The sequence below is a fragment of the Streptomyces sp. SID14436 genome (genome assembly GCF_010548465.1).
Classification (GTDB): domain Bacteria; phylum Actinomycetota; class Actinomycetes; order Streptomycetales; family Streptomycetaceae; genus Streptomyces.
Genome location: NZ_JAAGMD010000886.1, coordinates 1 through 502 on the forward strand (window position 1 = coordinate 1; position 502 = coordinate 502).

Genomic DNA, 502 nt, shown 5'->3' on the forward strand with positions numbered 1-502 from the left:
CGGGGCCGACCTGTCCGGCGGCCCGGCCTCCGGCACGCTCGCCCTGCTCGCCGCGGGACTGCCCGGGATGCCGGGCACCGTGCTGGGGCACGGCACCGGGGCCGGGGAGCGGCTGCTCGCCGTCACCTTCAACGACCTCGTGGCCGGCGGGCCGGACGAGGAGGTCGGCCGGGCGGGCGCCCTGGCCGCCAATCCGCGCCTGCACCACGTGGTCGTCACGGGCGGCGAGGAGACCCTGCCCTACGCCGACCTCGACGGACCGCTGACCGACGAGCCGGGGCCCTCGCTGGTGTCGGCCGCCCGGCACCGGGCCCGGCTCGCCGCGGGCAGCGCCGACCACTTCACCGGCCACGGCGCCCGACAGGTGCTGGACGCCCACCCCGCCCGCCTCGCCGACCTGCTGATGGACCGCAAGCGGCGGCACCTGGTGCGGCCGGTCGCCGCGCTGGCGAAGGCCGACGGCTCCGTCATGGTCCCCGCGCGCGTGTACGCGGCGGCCCGC

Annotated in this window: 1 pseudogene; it reads left to right on the forward strand. The window is 79.7% G+C overall.

Features of this window, described 5'->3' with window-relative positions:
• A pseudogene (locus tag G3I53_RS32400) lies at positions 1 to 502 on the forward strand (asparagine synthase); the annotation flags it as partial.